Here is a 19,152-nt window from a genome sequence, read left to right as displayed (position 1 = left end):
CTCATGACCCGAACCAAACTTTCCCTGTTGATTCCGTTGCTCGGCTCCGTCAGCGCCCAGGCCTGGGCCGAGGACACCGACCAGCAACCCGGTACATTGAACATGCAGGCCACCGTCGTTTCCGCGACGCGCAGCGAAGCAACCATTGCCTCGATTCCAGGCTCGGTACAGGTAATCGACGAACAGCAGATCCGCCAACAGAGTGGCGCCGGGCGTCGGGTCTCCGACATTCTGGGGCAACTGGTTCCCGGCCTGGCGCCGTCCAGCGGCGGGATGAGCAACTTCGGCCAGACCCTGCGCGGGCGCAACATGCTGGTGTTGATCGACGGCGTGTCGCAGAACGCCACGCGGGACAACTTCCGCCAACTCAACAGCATCGCGCCGGCCAGTATCGAACGCATCGAGGTGGTTTCCGGCGCCAGCAGCATTTATGGCGCCGGCGCTTCGGGCGGCATCATCAACATCATCACCAAGCGCAACCAGGGTCAGGACCTTGCCTACAGCAGCAAACTGGGCCTGACCACCGGCAACAACCTCAACAGCAAGGGTTTCGCCTACGAGGCCTTTCAGAGTGCGACCGGGCGCAAGGATGCCCTGGACTGGTACGTCTCCGCCGACCTGACCCAGCGCAACGATCAGTACGACGGCAACGGCAATCGCATCCCTCAGGACACATCCCAGGGCAGCAACATGGACACCGACACCTATGACCTGCAAGGTCGTTTCGGTTACGAACTGGATGCCGATAAAAAACTCAGCCTGTCGCTGCAGGACTACAAGGACCAGCAGGACACTGGCTACACAAAAGACCCGAAAAACCTGCAAGAGGCCGTGGCGGTCAAAGGACTGAAACTCGACGACCAGCCCTACACCCATAACCAGGCGGCCAACCTCAACTACACCGACAACGACTTCTACGGCCAGGGCCTGCAACTGGAAAGCTACTGGCGCCGGGCCGACGCGCTGTTCTTCCCGGACCTGTCGCGGGGCAAGGCCGGGATCGCCGACAACAACAGCGTGCAGGATGTGTACGGCCTGCGTGCGGCCATCGACACGCCGTTGCCGGCCATCGGCAGCGCCACGGGCAACCTGGTCTGGGGCGCCGACTATGATCACGAACGCTCCCGCCAGCGCGGAGACCAATACACCCTCAATGGGCTGACCTACACCAAGACTGGCACCACTTACGAGATGGGCCCGGATATCGAAACCACCACCAAGGCGCTGTTCGGGCAGATGTCCTGGGACATCGGAGACTGGACCTTGCGTGGCGGTGTGCGCCGCGAATGGATCGAAAGCGAGGTCTCCGACAGCATCGCTTACGGTCAGATCGTCCAGACCGGCGTACGCGCCATCCTGCCCGGTGACACCCTCAAGTACGACGCTACGCTCTATAACCTGGGCGCGGTCTATCACCTGAGTGAACATCAGGACGTCTTCGCCAATTACAGCCAGGGGTTTTCGCTGCCGGACATCCAGCGCTTCTTGCGTGACGTGAACAGCACCTTCGACATCCAGAGCCTCAACGCCCAGGCCATCAAGGTCGACAGCTACGAGCTGGGTTGGCGCGGTGACTGGGACCGGTGGCAGGCCGACGTCACCGTCTATGAAAACACCTCGGACGTGACTCAGTTCTACGATGCCAATAGCCGTGTCTTGCGTCTGATCAACCAGAAGGAACGGGTTCGCGGCATCGAAAACAGCCTGACCTACCTCGCGACCGATCACTGGTCGGTGGGTGGCACCTATGCCTGGGCCAAAGGCGAGACCGAGCAGAACGGGAAATGGATCGATCTGCCGGCGACACGCATTTCACCGGCCAAAACCACGCTGTTCGTCGGCTACGCCGAAGACGACTACACCCTGCGTCTGCAAGGCATGCACCTGGCCAGTTACGACGCTGCCGCCAAGGACAACAACGGGCGCGACATCGAAGGCTATACGCTGGTGGACCTGCTCGGCTCCGTGTACTTGCCGGTCGGTCGTCTGGAAGGCGGGGTGTACAACCTGACCAACCGCACGTACGTCAACCTGTTCGCCCAGGCCAACGCCAGAGCGCCATTCCCCAACGCCGAAGGCCGTACCTTGAGCATGACCTATTCGATTGATTGGTAATCAAGCAAGGAGCCGGCTTGCCGGCTCCTTGACGTTCGCCGGTGTTACAAGCCGCGCAAATCCCGCTCTTCGATCGGCCGGCTCTGGCGCAGACGCTTGCCGCCCAACACCACCCAGTCGATCAGACGGAACAGGCACTCGATCCCGAACGACAGCAGCAACGCACCACTCATGCCCCAGATCATCGCTTCGGGCGTCAACAGGATCTGGTAGCTGTAGCCATTCCAGGTTTCCTTGCGGATGTCCGGATCGGCGACCAGAACCACTTGCAGGAAGCGGATGTACCACGGGCCCTGCATCGCCTGGAATTGCTTGTCCAGCGCCACCTGACGGGTCAACAGGTTGCTCAGGCTGTCGGCATCGCTGCGAAAGATCGGGTCGTCGCTCGCGCGGTAGTGGGCCACCAGGGCCTGCATGTCACCCTTGAAGAACTGATTGGCGGTGTTCTGAAAGCCGCTCAACCCGGCTTGCGCCTCGATCAGATGCGCCTCGACCCGCTTGGCGTAATCGCTGATGAAGCCCGGCACCTGGACACCGATCAACAGGCCCGCCGCAAACAACACCAGCCGTAGATAACTGAGCAACATGGGGGGTTGAATCCTTATGAGGTCTGGCCCTGGCTGACGCATTCGCCGCGTCGCCACAGGCTCCATTGACCCGGTTCGTAACGGGTCCAGGTTTCGTTTTCGGTCAGGGGTTCGGTGGCGATGACGGTCACCACATCGTTCGGTGTGGTTTCGGCCTGAAAGTCGACGATCACGTCGACATCTTTCAAGCGCGCCGGGCCAAACGGTGCGCGACGGGTAATTTGCGCCAGTTTGGTCGAGCAATAGCAGAACAACCAGTCGCCGTCGCTGAGCAGGCAGTTGAACACGCCTTTGCTGCGGTATTCGGCGCACGCTGCCACCAGGTCAGGCAGCAGCTCTTCGACCTCGACCGGATCGGGGAACGCCGCACGCACACGGTTGAGCAAATCGCAGAACGCCGCTTCGCTGTCGGTATCGCCGACCGGGCGATAGAAACTGGCCACTGGCTGGAAGTCCGCCAACTGGCCGTTATGGGCGAAACACCAGTTGCGCCCCCACAGCTCACGAACGAACGGATGCGTGTTGGACAGGCAGACCTTGCCGACGTTGGCCTGACGAATGTGCCCGATCACCACTTCGCTCTTGATCGGATAGCGCTGCACCAGGTTCGCGACTTCCGACTCGCAGCTCGCCGCCGGGTCCTGGAACAGCCGCAGCCCACGGCCTTCATAGAAGGCAATGCCCCAGCCATCGCGGTGCGGGCCGGTGCGTCCGCCGCGCTGCATCAGCCCGGTGAAGCTGAACACGATATCGGTCGGGACATTGGCGCTCATGCCCAATAACTCACACATGCTCGGACTCTCGCTCAATCGCAGGGGCAAGGTTACAGACGGGGTTCGACTCGCATCCGCTGAGGATTGCTCGGCACGGGAGGACGACCGTAACGATCATCGCCGGCACCGCCGAACGGTTGATCGTCCTCGGGCTCGTCGGCACGGACGGCGGCTTTGGTGGCAGCCTCACGTTCCTTGCGGGCGTTGGAGGCGCGTTCGATGGGGAAACGGATCGCCACCAGCACCAAATAGAGGCCGAACGCGATCATGCCGTACATGAACAGATCGGAAATCGCCCGCCAGGCGTTGTTGCCGACCTTGAACAGCAGGTCGAGCGCGGTAATGGCGACAGCCGGTGCGACTTTGTCCTTCACCGGGTCGATGATGGTCGGGCTGAACAGCAGCACGGCCATCGCCAGACGTAGCGGCTCGCGTAGCCAACGCCACATCCAGCGGGTCAAGCGCATCCACACCAACAGGCAGCCCAAAGCGGCGAAGGCGTAGAGGCCCCAAGCGATCAGATAGTCGTTCTCGGTCATGGTGTCCATGGCAAGGCAGGCAAAGAGGCGCTTATGATAACGGCTTTTCGCCCGTCAGGCTGCATCAATGCCTGACTGTTGGGTGCTATCCATGTTACCAGCCCCTATTCCGTACACTGTTCGAGAGCCCTTCATGCCCCTATCCGCCAACACTCACGACGCTCCGATTGCCCACATGGCTGATGGCTCCGACCCGTATGCCTGGCTGCAAGAGCGCGACACAGAAGCAGTGCTCGACTACCTGAAAGCCGAAAACAGATATCAGGAAGCGCAAACCGCCGACCAGGCTGGAATGCGCGAAACCCTGTTCGAAGAGATCAAGGGGCGGATTCTCGAGACCGATCTGTCCCTGCCCTCGCCATGGGGACCGTATCTGTATTACACCCGCACCACGGCGGGCGATGAGTACGCCCGCCACTACCGCTGCCCGCGCCCGGCCGATGACAGCCTGACCCTCGACGAAAGCCGCGAACAACTGCTGCTGGACCCCAACGAACTGGCCAACGGCGGTTTCTTTTCCCTGGGTGCGTTCAGCATCAGCCCGGACCACCAGCGCCTGGCCTACAGCATCGACTCCAGCGGCGACGAGATTTACACGCTGTTCGTGAAGGAATTGTCCGACGGACGTGTCAGCGAACTGGAATTCCAGGACTGCGACGGCAGCATGACATGGGCCAACGACAGCCTGACGCTGTTCTTTGGCGAACTGGACGACACCCATCGTCCACACAAGCTGTATCGCTATCGACTGGACGGCACGGCGGCCGAAGAAGTGTTCCATGAGCCGGACGGGCGCTTCTTCATGCATTGCTACCGTTCAAGCTCCGAGCAGCAATTGCTGCTGTCCGTGGGTAGCAAGACCACCAGCGAAGTCTGGGTCCTCGACGCCAACCAGCCGCAGCAAGCCTTTACCTGCATCGCGCCACGGGTCGAGGAGCATGAGTACGACGTCGACCACGGCGTACTCGACGGTCAATGGACCTGGTTCATTCGCAGCAACCGTGACGGCATCAATTTCGCCTTGTACACCGCTGTCGATACCGGCGCCGCGCCGACCGAAGCCGACTGGCAGAACCTGATCCCTCACAGCGACACGGTAATGATCGACGGCATCAGCCTGAACACCGGGGCCATGACTCTCAGCCTGCGGGTCGGCGGCTTGCCGGTCATCGAAATTCACCCACAAGGCCTGGCGCCTTATCGCGTGCAACTGCCAGACGCAGCCTATAGCCTGCACGTGCAAAACAGCCTGGAGTTCGAAAGCGACCGGATTCGCCTGCGCTACGAAGCGTTGAACCGTCCGGCGCAAATCCGCCAGCTTGAACTGGCGACCGGCGAGCAGAAAGTCCTCAAGCAAACCCCGGTACTCGGCCCGTTCGATGCCGACGCCTACGTCAGCCAGCGCCTGTGGGCCACTGCGCCGGACGGCACGCAAGTGCCCATCAGCCTGGTGATCAAACGCGCAGACCTGGGCAAACCCGTGCCGCTGTACCTCTACGGCTATGGCGCCTATGGCGAAAGCCTCGACCCGTGGTTTTCCCATGCGCGCCTGAGCCTGCTGGATCGCGGCATGGCGTTTGCCATTGCCCACGTGCGTGGCGGCGGCGAACTGGGGGAAGCCTGGTATCGCGCGGGCAAGCAGGAACACAAGCACAACACCTTCAGCGACTTTATCGCCTGCGCCGAACACCTGATCGCCCAAGGCTTCACCACTGCACCGCAGTTGGCGATCAGTGGCGGCAGCGCCGGTGGCTTGCTGATCGGCGCGGTGCTCAATCAACGGCCAGAGCTGTTTGGCGCCGCCATCGCCGAAGTGCCGTTCGTCGACGTACTCAACACCATGCTCGACCCTGACCTGCCATTGACCGTCACGGAATACGACGAGTGGGGCAACCCTGAAGAACCGGACGTCCATGACCGGATCAAGGCCTACGCTCCGTACGAAAACGTCACCGCGCAAGCTTATCCGGCGACCCTGGTGATCGCCGGCTACAACGACAGCCGCGTGCAGTATTGGGAAGCGGCCAAGTGGGTGGCGAAATTGCGCGCGACCAAGACCGACAGCAATCCCCTGCTGCTCAAGACTGAATTGGGTGCCGGGCATGGTGGGATGAGCGGTCGATATCAGGGATTGCGTGACGTAGCACTCGAATATGCATTTTTGTTCAAGGTTTTGGGCATTGCCTGAGGAATCTGGCGCGGTGTGCCTGTCTTAATTGCGCACACCGCTAGCCGATACAACACAAAACCCATGTGGGAGCGGGCTTGCTCGCGAAGGGGCCGTAACATTCAGCAGAGATGTTGACTGACACACCGCCTTCGCGAGCAAGCCCGCTCCCACAGGGGATTTGCGGTGAATTCAAGTCAGCAACAATCACTAAAAAGACCGTGACGACATGTCTGAACCAACCTTTCTGAACAACGAAATTCGCGACTGGCTGATGGATTGCGGCCTGTTCAATCAACTGCTGCCGGCGGACTTCGCCGCGGCTTCGGGCTACTTCAGTATCAGCACCATTGCCCAGGGCGAGGAGATCTTCCAGGAGGGCGATGCGGGCAGTTTCATGTGCATCATCCACACCGGTCAGGTGGCGGTGCAGAAAACCACCGCTGACGGGCAACGAGTCACCATCGCCACGTTGCGCAGCGGCCGCTCGTTCGGCGAAATGGCCGTGCTTGATGGCGAACGACGCTCGGCAAGTTGCGTGGCCGCAAGCAATTGCCAGTTGCTCAACCTGGGCAAGGATTCGCTGGAAAAGATGCTCAACGACGCACCGAAAATCGCCGCCAAGATCATCCGCGTCCTCGCCGTATCCCTTTCAAAACGCCTGCGCATGGCCGACGGCCAACTGCTCTCGCAGCAGGTCTAGCCGCCCGGCGACTTGGGTTTCGGCGGATTGGGCTCGATTCCTGGAACGGGTTGATCCTTGGTCGGCGGGCTCGGCATTTCAATCGGCACCAACGGCGGACCGCTACTGCCGGGGCCGACTTTAGGCAAAGGCGCCGGGCTGATCTGCGGGTACGGTGTGGGCGTCGCGGTGCCGGGCGAGCCGGGCATCGGCGCGGGGCTGACGGGAATCGATTGCAGCTGTTGAGCCTGCACTGCAGTTATCGAGAGCGCGGCCAGGGCAATGACCGTTAGAATGGTGCGCTTCATCAATGGCTCCGTTGGCCTTGTCGTCATAAACAGGCTACTCCCAACTGCGTCTGTTTGCCCTCCCGAGTTCTGCCAATTTTCTTCAAGTGAGCCCCATGAAACGTTTCGTTCTGCTGGACACCACCCCCATTCCTGAAAACGGCGGTGCCTTGTGCCTGTTCGAATACGGCGAGGATTTCGTCATCAAGATCCAGGGTGGCGATGGCGGACAATTGATGAACACGCGCATGCACGGTTCCGAAGATGCCCTGGCCGAGATCCCGTGTCGCAAGGTCGCCGGTCGGCCGAATTCGCGGGTACTCATCGGCGGCCTGGGCATGGGCTTCACCCTCGCTTCGGCGCTCAAGCATCTGGGCAAGAGCGCCGAAGTGGTGGTCGCTGAATTGGTGCCTGGCGTTGTGGAATGGAATCGCGGGCCACTCGGCGAGAAAGCCGGAAACCCGCTTCAAGACCCGCGAACCGTGATTCGCATGGAAGACGTGGCCAAAGTCCTGCAAGCCGAACCCCAGGGTTTCGATGCGATCATGCTCGACGTCGACAACGGCCCCGAAGGCCTGACCCAGAAAGCCAACAGCTGGCTGTACTCTGCCGGCGGCCTGAGCGCCTGCGCCAAGGCCCTGAGACCAAAAGGCGTGCTGGCCGTCTGGTCGGCCAGCGCTGACCGGCAATTTTCCGACAAACTGAAGAAGGCTGGTTTCAAGGCCGAGGAAGTGCAGGTCTTCGCCCACGGCAACAAGGGCACCCGCCACACCATCTGGATTGCCGAGAAGCTCAAGGGCTAGGCTAAACTTCACCCTATAACCGTCATTAGTCTTTCTACAAAGGTGAACCCATGAGTTCGTCCACCCCGACCAACACTTCGAAGCTGGATCGCATCCTCGCCGACAACCAGCGCGACAAGGAAATGGGCTACCGCGACAAGGCCCTGAAGATGTACCCGCACGTCTGTGGCCGCTGCGCCCGTGAGTTCTCCGGCAAGCGCCTGAGCGAACTGACCGTGCACCACCGCGACCACAACCACGACAACAACCCGCAGGACGGCTCGAACTGGGAGCTGTTGTGCCTGTACTGCCACGATAACGAGCACTCGCGTTATACCGACCAACAGTATTTCGACGAAGGCTCGCTGAGCACGCCGAAAATCGCCAAGGCCACGCACAACCCGTTTGCCGCATTGGCGGGGTTGATGAAAAAGGAAGATTAATAATCTTCAGTGCCTGAACTGGCCTCTTCGTCGGATCGCCGCCCGGACCAAGCCCGCTCCCACAATGGTCTCAGTCGTTCACAAATTTTGTGTTCACCAGAGAACCTGTGGGAGCGGGCTTGCCCGCGATAGCAATAGCCCTGACACCACAGATCTCCAACCTGAGCACCCCTGCCCCAATCCCCGTATAATCGCGCTTTTTTCCCGAAAGGCACCCCGCTCGTGGCAGACAAACGGTACAGCTGCATTGGTTTGTATAACCCCAAATCACCGGAGAACGTCGGTTCGGTGATGCGCGCCGCTGGCTGTTACGGCGTGGCGTCGGTGTTCTACACCGGCAAGCGCTATGAGCGCGCCGCCGACTTCGTCACCGATACCAAGCGCGTGCACTACGACATCCCGCTGATCGGCATCGACGACCTGAAGAAAATCCTGCCCCTCAATTGTGTGCCCGTCGCCGTGGAGCTGGTCGAGGGCGCCCGCCCGTTGCCGGAATACACCCACCCGGATCGCGCGCTCTACATATTCGGCCCGGAAGACGGATCGCTGGATAAAGAGATTCGCGACTGGTGCGAAGACGTGGTCTACATTCCGACCACCGGTTGCATGAACCTGGCCGCCACGGTCAACGTCGTGCTCTACGATCGCATGTCCAAGGGGCTCAATACCCGCTCCGGGCCAAAATTCCGCTGAATCGCCGCACATCCGATTGAACAAGCTGCCCGCCCAGGCTGTCAGCTTGACTATCGATCACCGAAGCCTGGAGAGACAGACCATGAGCGAACTCAAACGCGTCGAGCGTATCGAATCCACCCCGTTCCAGAGCCCGTCCGAGCAGAACGTGCAGGGATGGGAACGTATTGGCTCCCTGGCCGGCGGCGTGGTGATGGTGGGCAAGGGGCTGCGGCGTGGCGGCATCTTTGGCCTGGTCCAGGCGGCCATCGGCGGCGTGGCCCTGGCCCGTGGTATTACCGGCCACAGCTCGGCGAAAAGCCTGCTGGAGAAAGGCCGTCAGGACATGAACAACGTGCGGGCGAAAATCCAGCGGGCGGGTGAGGAGCTGAGCCAGTTGAAGGCCAATGCCGAGGCGGCGACCAAAACCGCAACCGTTACCGGCAATGATTCCTTGAAGTCGCCGAAAGCCGGGGTTTGATCCGGACCGTTTGGTGAGTCAGATAGACCTATCGCGAGCAGGCTCGCTCCCACAGGGGATTTGTGTACGACACAGATCAAATGTGGGAGCGAGCCTGCTCGCGATGGCGGTTACTGAATCAATTCGGTACTGAGCACTTTTGGAGAACCTCCGATCACGCTCTCGCTGAGCTGAACAAACGCCTGGGTATCGATATCCCCCAGCCGCATCGCCCCGCGCAACACGTCGTCCAGCGACCGCTTGTTGTGGGTTTTCAGGCGAATCTCGCGGTCCAGTTCCTGCAGCAACACCACTGCCCTGGCCACCTGCGTCGGGCTGATCTGCTCACCGCGCAGCGTGGTAACTTTCTGGCTGCTCCTGACCAGTTTGCCGTGCAGGTTCTCGTAGCGTTCATCGCTTATGCCGCCGGCCCGGCGCACCAGTTCGATGGCGTAATACTCGGCAAAACCTTCGCTGATCCAGTCACTGCGCTGGGTGCCGTTGACACGCCCGAACATCTGGGCCAACTCACGGACCAAGGAACTGGTACCGCTTTCGCTGACCAACGGCAGGTGACTGTTGAGGTAGATCGACTCGTGCGCCGACTGACTGCCGCGCCACATGGGATCATTGGCCCCGACGATCAGCAGTTTGCCCGGGTGTCGCGGATACAGCGCCTGCACTTGCGGCCAGACGAAGGTCAGCAGCGTCAGTACATCCATGCGGCGCATACCCTGCCCTAGCGGAGCAGCGACGGTGACTTCGGTCTCGCCCAGACGAGTACGGCGGCTGCCCAACTGGCCGGCGAGCATCCAGCCCGTGGGCCGGTCGAACAGTCGGGAAGGGTTATCGATACGAAACTTGTTCTGACCTATCCGAGGCCAGGCGGTTTCAACGCTTTTCCAGCCACCGGGAAGTTCGAACTCAAGGCGTGCAACCAGCTCGATGCCGTCGAGCTGATCGAGTTTGGCCGCAGGCACCAGATAGTCGCCGCGCATCAACGCCCAGTTTGGCGTCATGCGCGTGTCGAAGCTGCCGTTTTTACGCCCGTGGTTGATGTTCACGCGGTAGGTCAGGCTGGCCTTGTCAGCAGTCGGACGCCACACACCGCGCGCCGCTTTGCCGGGGGTCAGTTGCCATTGGCCGTCAGCCTTGAAATCGCTGTAGTGGCTGCCGTCGCCGAGGTCGAAATCCAGGCTGCGCACCGCCGCCCCCTGGGCCAGCGTCAGGCGCACTTCGGCCTGATCGCTCTGGGGCAACAGGCGCACGTGATAATCCAGATTGACCTTGTTCGCAGCCCATACGGGCGAATTCATGGCCAGTAATCCCGCGACACATGCCTGCCGCCATCCCACAGCCATACACACTCCTTCGTGAAATGCTGAACCTCAGGCCATCAGCCTGCGCGGAAAATCAGGTGATCTTCCCAATCATCTTCCGGCACGCTGCCTTCGGCGAGCATGCGCCCGGACTGGGAAATCCGCTCGTGATGAACGGCATCGCGATCACCGCACACCAGGTGATGCCACAACGGCAGGTCCTTGCCTTCGCTGACCAGGCGATAGCCGCAGGTCGGTGGCAGCCATTTGAATTCGTCGGCCTTGCCCGGCGTGAGCTGGATACAGTCCGGCACGGAGTCACGACGGTTGGGATAGTCCTTGCACTGGCAGGTTTTCAGGTCCAGCAACTTGCAGGCGATACGCGTGTAATAGACGCTGTTGTCGTCTTCGTCTTCAAGCTTTTGCAGGCAGCACAATCCACAGCCGTCGCACAGCGACTCCCATTCCTCCTGATCGAGTTGATCGAGGGTCTTGCGTATCCAGAACGGTTCTACTTTGGCGGCCATGGTTCGAGCATCGACATCAGGTGGTGAAAAGGCCGCCAGTCTAGTGCCCGAAGCTCCGCGGGCCAAGCATTGGCGACTGTCGGTAGAACGGGCTTGTCAGTTTTTGCGCTGCCAAGTAGGGTTTTACGTCGCTCCCACTTTCAAACGTAGCAAGGAATCTCTTGATGAGTGCCAACCCACGCGTTGCCGATTACGCCATTCACCCTCAGTTCACCGATCGCTGGTCGCCCCGCGCCTTCACTGGCGAAACGATCCCAGAGGAAACCTTGCTGAGCTTTTTCGAAGCCGCCCGCTGGGCACCCTCGGCCTACAACTCGCAACCCTGGCGCTTTCTTTACGCACGTCGCGACACGCCGAACTGGGAGCGTTACCTGGGCCTGCTGAACGAGTTCAACCGCAGTTGGGCGCAACATGCTTCGGCGCTGGTGATCGTGATTTCGAAAACCACCTTCGCCGTGCCTGGCGCCACCGAAGAAACCCCGGCCCTGTGGCACACCTTCGACACCGGTTCCGCCTGGGGCCATCTGGCCTTGCAAGCGAGCCTGAGCGGCTGGCACACCCACGGCATGGCCGGCTTCGACCAGGAACTGACCCGCAAGGAGCTGAACATTCCTGAAGGCTACGCCCTGCACGCGGCCGTCGCGGTGGGCAAGCTGGGGGACAAGGCGAGCCTGGCGGATTACCTGCAAGCCCGCGAAGAACCCAGCCCGCGTCGTCCATTGAGCGAGTTGGCGGCTGAAGGTGATTTCACCCTCTAAGCCACTGCAAAAAACATTGTGGGAGCGAGCTTGCTCCCACAGGTTTGATGCTCCAGGCAAAATCAGCGGTGAATCAGTAACCGCGATCGAAATCCACTTCCCCGCGCAACGCCTCTCCCGCCTCATACGCCCGCAGGTTCTCGACAAACAGCTTCACCATCATCGACGGCGAAGTCGGTGCCGAGCTGTGGCCGGTCAGCAGCAGGCCCCAGGCCGTCCAGAACGGATGACGCTGGGGCAAGGGTTCCTGACGGCACACGTCGATCACAGCGCCCGCCAGATGCCCTTCTTTCAAGGCTTCCACCAGATCCGCATCGACCACCGCCACACCGCGCCCGGCGTTGATGAACAACCCGGTCGGCTTGAATTGCTTGAACAACGCCGCGTCGTAGATATCGTGGGTTTCCACGGTGTTCGGCAGCAAATTGACCACGTAATCGACTTCACCGACCAGCCGCGGCAGATCCGCCAGTGAACCGACTTCGATAAACGGTGCCTGCTCCCGCGCACTGCTGGCAACGCCATACAACTCGACGCCGAACGGCACGAGGAACTGCGCGACACTTTGACCGATATCACCGGTGCCGACGATCAGCACCTTGCGCCCGGCCAGGCTCTGGCCATGGCGACTATCCCATTTGCGCTCGACCTGGCTGACCAGTCGCGCCAGCACTTCACGTTCGTGACCGAGCATGTACGTGAGCACGTACTCGGCCATGACCTGGCCGAAGATTCCGACCGCACGGGTCAGCCGATAGTGCCGCGGCAAGCCATCGGCCAGCAGCGGCGTAATACCGGCCCAGGTCGATTGCAGCCATTGCGGTTGATGGCCCTGGCGTAACAGGGTCGCCAGCAAATCAGGCTGGCCGAGCCACACCGGACAATCGGCGGCCTGGCTGGCCAGTTCGGCGGAATCACCGCTGGTCAGCACCTCCAGTTCCGGTGCCGCCTCGCGCAACAGTTGGGCGTACACGGGGTGGTCGTGTTCAGCAATCAGGACGCGCATGCTTCAAACCTTTCAAAAACGGTGCAGACGGCCGCCGACGGAGCAGTGCTCCGTCGATGCTGCCATCGCTAAAATCAATCAGTGTTTCATAACCACTCTGAACAGAGCCTGTCTGCCGCTCACATCGGATCGTTGCGACGCAACAGTTCTTCCGGCAAGTGCTCGATGTACTCGTCTTCGGCAGGCGGCATTTGCAGGTGATAACCCTGTTTTTCGAGGTTTTCCAGCACGACTGTGATGTCTTCGCGCGACAGTTTGCGCTCGGGGCTCAGAACCAGGTCGAACGCGTGGATGGCCTTGCCGAAGGCTGCCATCAGGGGATCCGGCACGCGCTCCAGAGCATCGCTCTTGAGCACATACAGGTACATTTCGTTTCTCTTCGAGCTGCGGTAGATGGAACAAATACGTTTCAAGGCTGTTCTCCGGCGGTGGCCAGGCTGTCGAGCAGCGCCTGGCCCATCAATTCGCGGCGCCAGCCACGCAGCGAATCAGGCAATTGGTAGGGACCATTGGGGAAGCCGCTCTTGAGCAGCGCTTCCAGGGTTTTCTTGCGCAGCATCAGTTCCGGCGCGATGTTCAGGCGCTCGGCTTCGGCCTGGCCGATGGCTTTCATCTGCTTGAGTAGAACGGCAGCGTCCACCGGCAACGGCTCCGGCACGGCTGGCGGCCATTGATCAGGCGACACACTGCCAGAGCGCTTGATCAGATCAAGCAGAAACTCGCCGTCCTGACGCACGGTACGCGGGTGCATGTCTTCGATTTTCGCCAGGGCGCCGAGGTTATCCGGTTGCGTACGCGCCAGCGGCCACAACGAATGCTCGCGGATAATCCGGTTGCGCGGCAGGTCGCGGACCCGGGCTTCCTTTTCACGCCAGGCGCAGAGCTCACGCAAAACGGCGAGTTGAGCGCGCGACAGCTTCCAGGCCAGCTTGGCGTCACGATAGACCTCGTACGGGTCGATCTCGCGGCGCAGGTTGGCCACCAGCTCAGCGCCGTCTTCCAGAACCCAGACGTATTTGTCGTCAGACAGCTTTGGACGCAGCTTTACGAAGACTTCAGCCAAATGCACGGCATCTTCGGCGGCATAGCTGATCTGGGTTTCGGAAAGCGGACGTTGCAGCCAGTCGGAACGGGTTTCACCCTTGGGCAGGTCGATGCCGAGCACTTCCTGCACCAGCCGCGAATAACCCATGGAAAAACCGAGGTTCAGGTAAGCGGCAGCCAATTGCGTATCGAACAGGGGCGCCGGCAGGCTGCCGGTCAGGCGTAGCAGGACTTCGAGGTCTTCGCTGCACGCGTGGACAACTTTGAGCACCGCCGGGTTTTCCAGCAACGCGGCCAATGGCTGCCAGTTGTCGATGGTCAGCGGGTCGATCAGATAGGCGCGAACGCCATCACCGATCTGCAGCAGGCCGGCGATTGGGTAGAAGGTGTCGACCCGCATGAATTCGGTGTCGAGGGCAACGAATGGCAACTGTTGCCACTCGGCGCACAACCTTCCGAGGCTATCGTTGTCGCGAATCCAGTGAATATCGATGGCCACACGGCTCTCCCTTGAAGAATGGCGCGCAGTATATATCGCCCCCGGCGATTTCCGCGCATCCACTGAACAAGAGCGTTAGCGAAAATTACTGCGTGACATACAGAATAGTCCTACAAAGTCGGGCTAGCTGGTCTTACCCAGCACATAGACCCGCATCCGCGCACAACCGGGGAAAAAGTCCTGATGGCTGAGCAAACGGAAACCCGCCTGCCTGAATTCGCTTTCCACCTCGGTCTTGCTCGGTAACGGCCCTTCCACACCCGAGCGCGCGGCCTTGAAAAGACCGTCGAGGCGCACCGCGACAATCACCGTATCGCGACTGACCCGGTAAAACTCGCCAAGCATCGCCAGACGATGTTCCGGGTTGGTGAGGTGCTGAAACAGTTGCATGCAAAAAATGCAGTCAACCGCGTTCTCCGACAAGCCAATCGAGAACGCAGAGCTTTGAAAGGTTTTGACCCGCTTCAACAAACTCTGCGGGTGATGTGTACGGGAATGATCGAGGATGTCTTGGGACGGATCCGTCGCGAGAATCACCCGATTGGCATGTTCGGCCAGCACCGACCAGAAACGCCCCACACCGCAGGCCACGTCGAGGATCAGCCCCGGCTCGCCGGCGACCTTGAGTGCCTTGCGCACCAGTCGCTCCTCACGCCAGAGCGCCAGACGCCCGGCCAGACCCGGCGCTTGCGGCTGAAGGCAGACGCGCGCGTGCTCCTGGTCGTAGCGCCGGGCGATCTCAAGCTCGATGGCGGATGGGGGCTGAGCGGACATGTGCAATGGCTCTTGATAAAAATTCTACAGGCCGCAGGTCAGCGGCCGCCGCGTGAAACAGAATCGGAGCACTCAATCTTTGGCCAACACGCCGTCGGTCACTGGACCACGACATCCGGCAAACATGTCCAGATCCTGGTTGTAGACCTTGCTGTTGACCTCCAGCAGCCCAAGCATCGAATGGAACAGGTTGTCCTGGCTCAGGGGTTTTTCACGACTCTGTTGCAGGCAGTGGGTATCTACCGCAAACGACTTTTTATAGCTGTCGGAGAACCAGGCAAACATGGCTACATGCTTTTGCTGCTCCGGTGCCAGCATGTAAGGCGTGCCGTGGAGGAACAAGTTGTATTCACCCAGGGACTCGCCGTGGTCCGACAGATACAGCATCGCGGTATCCACTTTTTCCTGATTACTGCGCAACAGATCGATCAAGGTCGACAGCACATGGTCGGTATATACCAACGTGTTGTCGTAGCCGTTGACGATACTTTCGCGACTGCAATTGTTCAGGGCATTACTCTCGCAAACCGGGGTGAAGCGTTCGAACTCTTTCGGATAACGCTTGAAGTACTCCGGACCGTGGCTGCCCATCTGGTGCAATACCAATACCGTGTCCTTGTCCAGGGTATCGATGAAATGTTGCAGTCCTTGCAGCAGGATTTCGTCGCGGCATTCGCTGTTGGCGCACAGCGCCGGGTCCTTCAGATTGCTGACGTCCTGAATGGTGACGCGATCGCATGTACCTTTGCAGCCTGACTGGTTGTCACGCCAGATCACGTCGATACCCGCATGCTTGAGCACATCCAGCAGGCCTTCTTCGTTCTTTGCCTTGCTGGCGTTGTAGTCCTTGCGCCCCATATTGGAGAACATGCAAGGCACCGATACGGCGGTTTCAGTACCGCAGGAATACACATCGGTGAAGGCGATCAGGCCGTCTTCCTTACTCAGTTTCGGCGTGGTGTCACGGCTATAGCCAAGGATGCCGAAGTTCTCCGCCCGGGCACTTTCACCCACGACAAGAACCGTCAGGGATTTACGCCCATGCGTCTGCCAGGCGGGATTGCGCTGGGCATCTTCACCGATTTTGACAAAGGGTTGCCGTGCAGTTGCTACTTTCTCGCGCAAGAAACCAGCCGAGGCACCAATGTAGTTGCTTGGCACCACCATCAGGCGCAACTCGTGGTGATTGCGAAACAGCGAAGACAGGCCTTGATAGTTAACCAGCGCAACACCACCAATGACCGCTGCCGAGGCAAAAGCCACCAGAACTTTACTGAGTAGTTCACGGTGCCAGCGACGATAATTAACCGGTGTCTTCCACAACAGCCAAGACGGTAAAACGCCGAGCAGCACAATGAAAACAATCAACTTTGGCGACAGTAAGTCGCGCACTTCCGTAGCATTGGTTTCAGCGAAGTTACGCAACATGCCGGTGTCGATCAGAACACCATACTCGCTCATGAAATACGCCACGCCCGCACTGATCATGAACAGCAGGGTCAGGACCGGCTTGAGCACCGGCCGGAATGCCAGCAGGGTCAGCACAATGTTGAAGGCCGCGAAGATCATCACCCCAAAGGCCACGCGCATGACGATGCCTTTGCCGTCGGATGCGGTGATTTCGAACAGGTGCTGCCAGAGTACAAAATTGAAGCCAACTAACAAAAATGCGCTGGCAATCAGTGTCACCCATTCGGGGCGCACGGCTTTAATCTTAAGCATGAGATTCGGCGGGTCCTGAAAAAGTGTCTTCGGCAAATGTGAAAATTTCATTTACCGAGACAGCTCTAATTTTAGATAGCCAACCATCAATTTTTTGTGAAAAAGAAGCCAACAATTAGTTGGCTTATAAACCAGCCTGATACTTCCAGATTATTTGAGAATGGTTCAGCTCCGGTACAGCTTCGACTCAAGCCTGATGCAAATACCAGCGCCAGTCCTGCTCACCGACCTCCCCCATGAATTGGCGATGTTCGGCGCGTTTCACCGCCAGGTAGACACCGAGGAATTCCCCGCCGAAGGCTTCCCTGGCCCAACTCGAACCTTCCAGCGATCGCAAGGTGGTCAGCCAGTCTGTCGGCAACAGTCTCGCAGGCTGGGCGTAGCCGTTGCCTTCCACCGGCGCACCAGGGTCGAGTTGTTCGCGGATACCGCGATGAATACCAGCCAGAATCGCCGCAGCCGCCAGATAAGGATTGGCATCTGCGCCACAGATTCGATGCTCGATGTGCCGGGAATATGCCGGCCCGCCCGGTACGCGCAAACTCACGGTGCGATTGTCCACGCCCCAGGTGGCCGCCAGTGGCGCATAGCTGTTGGCCTGGAATCGACGGTAGGAGTTGGCGTTGGGGCAAAACAGCAACAGCGAATCGAGCAGGGTGCCAAGCATGCCTGCCACGGCCTGCTTGAGCAGTGGCGTCCCATCCGGGGCTTCGCTGGCGAAAAGGTTGTTGCCATCCTTGTCCGCCAGGCTCACGTGCATGTGCATCCCGGTGCCGGCCAGGTCATCGAATGGCTTGGCCATGAAACAGGCTGTCATGCCGTGCTTGTGCGCCACCCCCTTGACCAGACGCTTGTAGCGCACCGCTTCATCCATCGCCTGTAGCGCGTCGGAGCGGTGTTCGAGGGTGATTTCCACTTGCCCCGGCGCGTATTCGGAAATGGCCGTGCGCGCCGGAATCCCCTGGAGCTTGCAGGCGCTATAGAGATCGGCCAGGAACGGCTCGATCTGTTCAAGCTCGCGCAAACCATAGACCTGGGTGCCGTGCGGCCGCCCGCCATCGACATCCCGTGCCGGTTGCGGTCGGCCATTGCTGTCGCGTTGCTGATCCAGCAAATAGAACTCCAATTCCGCCGCCATGACCGGATAATAACCGTCAGCCTGCAAGCCTTCGATGACTTTCGCCAGCAAATGACGAGGATCGGCAATGGTGGCGGGCATTCCCTCCGTCGGATGCATGCTGACCTGCACGGCCGCCGTCGGTATCAGACGCCACGGCATACGCGTGAGGCTGCCGCTGATCGGGTAGGCCCGGCAGTCGATATCACCGACATCCCAGACCAGCCCGGAGTTCTCCACGTCATCGCCGTTGATGGTCAGGCCGAGGATGGTGCTCGGCAATGGCCGCCCGCTTTCATACACCGCCAGCAACTCGTCACGATGCAGCAGCTTGCCCCGCGGCACACCGTTGTTATCGAGGATGAACAGCTCGAACATTTCAATATCCGGGTTCTGCTCCAGAAAGGTCAGGGCTTCTTGCTTGGTGGCAAACGAGGTCGTGGCACTACTCATGGGAACTCTCTTTTTCCGTGTCAGGCGGGTACGCAAAAACACCCGCACTTTAATCCCGCCATCAAGCGGAATATGTAGGAACAATCAGCGGAAAAAGCAGGAATCCGGCGGGCGCGCATGGCGGCAATGCCACAGCGCCCAGAAGGCCAGTTCAGAAGGAAGTGCAGAGAGGTTTGGCGCGGTGGCGGGCGTGAGTCGACGAAGAAGGCTCGACGCTCGAGCGTCGATGGATGCCTTGAAGTGGATTGCGACTGGCCAACCGTCCATAGAGAGAACCGCAGAAAACAGATGGCCCGCAGCGTCACACGATGGGTTAAGTCGTTAAATCAGGATTTGAAGAACCTTGGATATCGTCTGGCTAAACATTTGGCTGTTTTGTGGCGCCTCCTGTGGGAGCGACTTGTATTTGATTTCTAAATACCACCC

The 19,152-nt window shown here is 60.0% G+C and carries 20 protein-coding genes; 8 read left to right on the top strand and 12 right to left on the bottom strand.

Annotated elements, in window-relative coordinates; translation table 11 throughout:
- The first annotated feature begins 3 nt into the window (after positions 1 to 3).
- On the top strand, positions 4 to 2,115 hold the full coding sequence (locus AC3ITY_RS07020) for a TonB-dependent receptor (RefSeq protein ID WP_489308236.1): 2,112 nt from the start codon (positions 4 to 6) through the stop codon (positions 2,113 to 2,115).
- Positions 2,116 to 2,159: 44 nt separating this feature from the next.
- Here AC3ITY_RS07020 and AC3ITY_RS07015 read toward each other — a convergent pair whose 3' ends face one another.
- From AC3ITY_RS07015 to AC3ITY_RS07005, 3 genes are read right to left on the bottom strand one after another with little or no spacing between them, the layout of a single operon-like run.
- Positions 2,160 to 2,702, bottom strand: coding sequence for a DUF2937 family protein (locus AC3ITY_RS07015; protein WP_489308235.1), 543 nt, complete (start codon positions 2,700 to 2,702; stop codon positions 2,160 to 2,162).
- Between the two features lie 14 nt (positions 2,703 to 2,716).
- A complete protein-coding gene (locus AC3ITY_RS07010; protein WP_489308234.1) occupies positions 2,717 to 3,493 on the bottom strand; it encodes a class II glutamine amidotransferase in 777 nt (258 codons plus the stop codon).
- 32 nt (positions 3,494 to 3,525) lie between these two features.
- Positions 3,526 to 4,023 (bottom strand): hypothetical protein, encoded by a 498-nt coding sequence (locus AC3ITY_RS07005; protein WP_007993791.1) that lies wholly within the window; start codon positions 4,021 to 4,023, stop codon positions 3,526 to 3,528.
- 124 nt (positions 4,024 to 4,147) lie between these two features.
- On the opposite strand from AC3ITY_RS07005, the gene AC3ITY_RS07000 reads away from it, so the two are divergent.
- Positions 4,148 to 6,202, top strand: coding sequence for a S9 family peptidase (locus AC3ITY_RS07000; RefSeq protein ID WP_489308233.1), 2,055 nt, complete (start codon positions 4,148 to 4,150; stop codon positions 6,200 to 6,202).
- A 208-nt stretch (positions 6,203 to 6,410) separates the two neighbouring features.
- The gene (locus tag AC3ITY_RS06995; RefSeq protein ID WP_489308232.1) at positions 6,411 to 6,884 is read left to right on the top strand and encodes a cyclic nucleotide-binding domain-containing protein; all 474 of its coding nucleotides are present in this window, start codon (positions 6,411 to 6,413) and stop codon (positions 6,882 to 6,884) included.
- Here AC3ITY_RS06995 and AC3ITY_RS06990 read toward each other — a convergent pair.
- The gene (locus AC3ITY_RS06990; protein WP_110662116.1) at positions 6,881 to 7,171 is read right to left on the bottom strand and encodes a hypothetical protein; all 291 of its coding nucleotides are present in this window, start codon (positions 7,169 to 7,171) and stop codon (positions 6,881 to 6,883) included. The two genes, AC3ITY_RS06995 and AC3ITY_RS06990, sit on opposite strands and share 4 nt — an antisense overlap.
- A gap of 95 nt (positions 7,172 to 7,266) precedes the next feature.
- Here AC3ITY_RS06990 and AC3ITY_RS06985 point away from each other — a divergent pair, with 95 nt between their 5' ends.
- From AC3ITY_RS06985 to AC3ITY_RS06970, 4 genes are all read left to right on the top strand, one after another.
- Positions 7,267 to 7,953 carry a spermidine synthase gene (locus AC3ITY_RS06985; protein WP_489308231.1) on the top strand — a complete coding sequence of 229 codons (687 nt, stop codon included), beginning with the start codon at positions 7,267 to 7,269 and terminating at the stop codon, positions 7,951 to 7,953.
- 50 nt (positions 7,954 to 8,003) lie between these two features.
- On the top strand, positions 8,004 to 8,375 hold the full coding sequence (locus AC3ITY_RS06980) for a YajD family HNH nuclease (RefSeq protein ID WP_007898702.1): 372 nt from the start codon (positions 8,004 to 8,006) through the stop codon (positions 8,373 to 8,375).
- Positions 8,376 to 8,597: 222 nt separating this feature from the next.
- On the top strand, positions 8,598 to 9,068 hold the full coding sequence (locus tag AC3ITY_RS06975; RefSeq protein ID WP_007993783.1) for an RNA methyltransferase: 471 nt from the start codon (positions 8,598 to 8,600) through the stop codon (positions 9,066 to 9,068).
- A gap of 82 nt (positions 9,069 to 9,150) precedes the next feature.
- Positions 9,151 to 9,528: a YgaP family membrane protein gene (locus AC3ITY_RS06970; protein WP_489308230.1), complete on the top strand. Its 378-nt coding sequence runs from the start codon at positions 9,151 to 9,153 to the stop codon at positions 9,526 to 9,528.
- A 110-nt stretch (positions 9,529 to 9,638) separates the two neighbouring features.
- Here AC3ITY_RS06970 and AC3ITY_RS06965 read toward each other — a convergent pair whose 3' ends face one another.
- On the bottom strand, positions 9,639 to 10,868 hold the full coding sequence (locus tag AC3ITY_RS06965) for a hypothetical protein (RefSeq protein WP_489308229.1): 1,230 nt from the start codon (positions 10,866 to 10,868) through the stop codon (positions 9,639 to 9,641).
- Positions 10,869 to 10,903: 35 nt separating this feature from the next.
- Complete coding sequence (locus AC3ITY_RS06960) at positions 10,904 to 11,353, bottom strand: YcgN family cysteine cluster protein (RefSeq protein WP_095945369.1); 450 nt, start codon at positions 11,351 to 11,353, stop codon at positions 10,904 to 10,906.
- A 164-nt stretch (positions 11,354 to 11,517) separates the two neighbouring features.
- Between AC3ITY_RS06960 and AC3ITY_RS06955 the strand changes: the two genes are divergently transcribed.
- A complete protein-coding gene (locus AC3ITY_RS06955) occupies positions 11,518 to 12,111 on the top strand; it encodes a nitroreductase family protein (RefSeq protein ID WP_007984791.1) in 594 nt (197 codons plus the stop codon).
- Between the two features lie 73 nt (positions 12,112 to 12,184).
- Here the strand turns inward: AC3ITY_RS06955 and AC3ITY_RS06950 are convergent, their stop codons facing one another.
- The 6 genes from AC3ITY_RS06950 to AC3ITY_RS06925 form a co-directional block, all read right to left on the bottom strand.
- On the bottom strand, positions 12,185 to 13,117 hold the full coding sequence (locus AC3ITY_RS06950) for a D-2-hydroxyacid dehydrogenase (protein ID WP_489308228.1): 933 nt from the start codon (positions 13,115 to 13,117) through the stop codon (positions 12,185 to 12,187).
- Positions 13,118 to 13,236: 119 nt separating this feature from the next.
- A complete protein-coding gene (locus tag AC3ITY_RS06945; protein WP_046043850.1) occupies positions 13,237 to 13,530 on the bottom strand; it encodes a YcgL domain-containing protein in 294 nt (97 codons plus the stop codon).
- Entirely contained in the window at positions 13,527 to 14,660 is a 1,134-nt protein-coding gene (rnd, locus tag AC3ITY_RS06940) for a ribonuclease D (protein WP_489308227.1), read from the bottom strand. Before rnd ends, AC3ITY_RS06945 begins: the two co-directional genes overlap by 4 nt.
- Positions 14,661 to 14,783: 123 nt before the next feature.
- Complete coding sequence (locus AC3ITY_RS06935; protein ID WP_489308226.1) at positions 14,784 to 15,434, bottom strand: class I SAM-dependent methyltransferase; 651 nt, start codon at positions 15,432 to 15,434, stop codon at positions 14,784 to 14,786.
- Between the two features lie 72 nt (positions 15,435 to 15,506).
- Positions 15,507 to 17,156, bottom strand: coding sequence for a phosphoethanolamine transferase (locus tag AC3ITY_RS06930; RefSeq protein ID WP_489308225.1), 1,650 nt, complete (start codon positions 17,154 to 17,156; stop codon positions 15,507 to 15,509).
- 187 nt (positions 17,157 to 17,343) lie between these two features.
- On the bottom strand, positions 17,344 to 18,726 hold the full coding sequence (locus tag AC3ITY_RS06925; RefSeq protein WP_489308224.1) for a glutamine synthetase family protein: 1,383 nt from the start codon (positions 18,724 to 18,726) through the stop codon (positions 17,344 to 17,346).
- Positions 18,727 to 19,152 lie beyond the last annotated feature (426 nt).

Source organism: Pseudomonas sp. GL_091, from assembly GCF_057837725.1.
The sequence above is the reverse complement of the archived record's forward strand: the minus strand, read 5'-3'. Positions and strand labels throughout refer to the sequence as shown.

Coding starts and splice junctions, on each gene's coding strand:
- AC3ITY_RS07020 (WP_489308236.1), top strand. CDS start 4: ATGACCCGAACCAAACTTTCCCTGTTGATTCCGTTGCTCGGCTCCGTC.
- AC3ITY_RS07015 (WP_489308235.1), bottom strand. CDS start 2,702: ATGTTGCTCAGTTATCTACGGCTGGTGTTGTTTGCGGCGGGCCTGTTG.
- AC3ITY_RS07010 (WP_489308234.1), bottom strand. CDS start 3,493: ATGTGTGAGTTATTGGGCATGAGCGCCAATGTCCCGACCGATATCGTG.
- AC3ITY_RS07005 (WP_007993791.1), bottom strand. CDS start 4,023: ATGGACACCATGACCGAGAACGACTATCTGATCGCTTGGGGCCTCTAC.
- AC3ITY_RS07000 (WP_489308233.1), top strand. CDS start 4,148: ATGCCCCTATCCGCCAACACTCACGACGCTCCGATTGCCCACATGGCT.
- AC3ITY_RS06995 (WP_489308232.1), top strand. CDS start 6,411: ATGTCTGAACCAACCTTTCTGAACAACGAAATTCGCGACTGGCTGATG.
- AC3ITY_RS06990 (WP_110662116.1), bottom strand. CDS start 7,171: ATGAAGCGCACCATTCTAACGGTCATTGCCCTGGCCGCGCTCTCGATA.
- AC3ITY_RS06985 (WP_489308231.1), top strand. CDS start 7,267: ATGAAACGTTTCGTTCTGCTGGACACCACCCCCATTCCTGAAAACGGC.
- AC3ITY_RS06980 (WP_007898702.1), top strand. CDS start 8,004: ATGAGTTCGTCCACCCCGACCAACACTTCGAAGCTGGATCGCATCCTC.
- AC3ITY_RS06970 (WP_489308230.1), top strand. CDS start 9,151: ATGAGCGAACTCAAACGCGTCGAGCGTATCGAATCCACCCCGTTCCAG.
- AC3ITY_RS06965 (WP_489308229.1), bottom strand. CDS start 10,868: ATGGCTGTGGGATGGCGGCAGGCATGTGTCGCGGGATTACTGGCCATG.
- AC3ITY_RS06960 (WP_095945369.1), bottom strand. CDS start 11,353: ATGGCCGCCAAAGTAGAACCGTTCTGGATACGCAAGACCCTCGATCAA.
- AC3ITY_RS06955 (WP_007984791.1), top strand. CDS start 11,518: ATGAGTGCCAACCCACGCGTTGCCGATTACGCCATTCACCCTCAGTTC.
- AC3ITY_RS06950 (WP_489308228.1), bottom strand. CDS start 13,117: ATGCGCGTCCTGATTGCTGAACACGACCACCCCGTGTACGCCCAACTG.
- AC3ITY_RS06935 (WP_489308226.1), bottom strand. CDS start 15,434: ATGTCCGCTCAGCCCCCATCCGCCATCGAGCTTGAGATCGCCCGGCGC.
- AC3ITY_RS06930 (WP_489308225.1), bottom strand. CDS start 17,156: ATGCTTAAGATTAAAGCCGTGCGCCCCGAATGGGTGACACTGATTGCC.
- AC3ITY_RS06925 (WP_489308224.1), bottom strand. CDS start 18,726: ATGAGTAGTGCCACGACCTCGTTTGCCACCAAGCAAGAAGCCCTGACC.